The organism is Acetobacter farinalis, assembly GCF_011516935.1.
GTDB classification, from domain to species: domain Bacteria; phylum Pseudomonadota; class Alphaproteobacteria; order Acetobacterales; family Acetobacteraceae; genus Acetobacter; species Acetobacter farinalis.
This window is the reverse complement of the sequence record NZ_WOTF01000060.1, coordinates 1-1,293: the sequence shown is the minus strand read 5'-3', so window position 1 is coordinate 1,293 and position 1,293 is coordinate 1. Positions and strand designations below refer to the sequence as shown.

The following is a 1,293-nucleotide window of genomic DNA, read 5'->3' as shown; positions in this document are numbered from 1 at the left end:
ACCTGGAGGGATCGAAGAACCCTTGATTGATACGCTTGGCTGGTGATTTCAGGCTTTTGGCGATTTGATTGACTACTTTTGGGTTGGTTTTCGATCTGCGTTTTGAGCAGATCGAGTGCTGCCCCCGCTGGATTGCTATGCATTCGCGCTGATCCGCTGCAGGAAGAGGAAGCGGCGCATATTATAGACGATATTGGCCAGGCCGATCCTCATGGTGGCCCGGGTGATACCGACAGTTCGGACGAACAGACCCATTTGCGATTTCTGGTCAGCAAAGACATGCTCGACGCGGGATCGGATCACGGACTTTCCTGCATTGGACCGCTGGATATGGAGTGGCATGGGTTTGAGATGCGGCTTCTTCCTGTGAACCTTTGAGACAAAGCCCTGCTTTTCCATGAAGTCTTCATTGGCTTTTGAGCGATACGCTGTATCAGCCCAGACGCTTGAGGCCGTATTGGCTTTATCCAGCAGCCCCTCTCTCAATCGCGCGCCATCACTGGCGGCGGCATCTGTTGTCTTCCATTTCCGGATGAACCGATACTTCCGGTCGATGGAGACGTGGGATTTGTAGCCAAAGAATGGGATAGCGAGATCACTCGACGGCATGGTTCCATCGTCCTGCCGCTTCGCTTTGGTGAACTTCAGCGTCCATCGCGCATGACGATCCTTGTGTGACAGCTTTGACGGCTTGTCCTGCCAGTCTTCGGGAACACGGCCTGCCCGGAGATCGGCTTTCTCGGCGTTCGTGTTGCGCTGCTTTGGAGCAGCCACCAGCGTTGCATCCAGTATCTGGCCCGACATCGGCAGATAGCCTGCGTTCCGCAGGGTTGTATCAAAGCGATTGAACAGACCCTCGATCGCTCCCGCCTGCGTCAGGCGCTCACGGAACAGCCAGACCGTTTTGGCATCAGGAACACGATCTGAAAGCCCCAGGCCAAGGAAGCGCATGAACGACAGGCGATCGTTGATTAGATACTCTGTACGTTCATCGGACAAATTGTTCAGCGTCTGGATCACCAGGATCTTGAACATCAGCACCGGATCAAACGGCGGTCGCCCGCCTTTGCTTCCGTCGGAATACGCCAGTGCCTTCTCCAGTTCCGGGCGGAACACTGCAAAATTCACAGTCCGGGAAAACGCTTCGAGCTGATCACCGAGCTCGCTCAGCCGAGCAAGCCGCTCTTCAACGTCAAAAAATCCCGCCTGCTTCATGATCCATACTCCAATCAACGCAAGGAAAATGGAATCACAGAGCAGACCTCAAAACCAGAGGGTTTTTCGAACCCTCCA

General features: G+C 54.5%; 1 protein-coding gene. It reads right to left on the bottom strand.

The window, feature by feature from the left end; all coding sequences use genetic code 11:
• Positions 1-135 precede the first annotated feature (135 nt).
• The gene (locus GOB82_RS13180; protein WP_265794631.1) at positions 136-1,218 is read right to left on the bottom strand and encodes an IS5 family transposase; all 1,083 of its coding nucleotides are present in this window, start codon (positions 1,216-1,218) and stop codon (positions 136-138) included.
• Between the last annotated feature and the right edge of the window lie 75 nt (positions 1,219-1,293).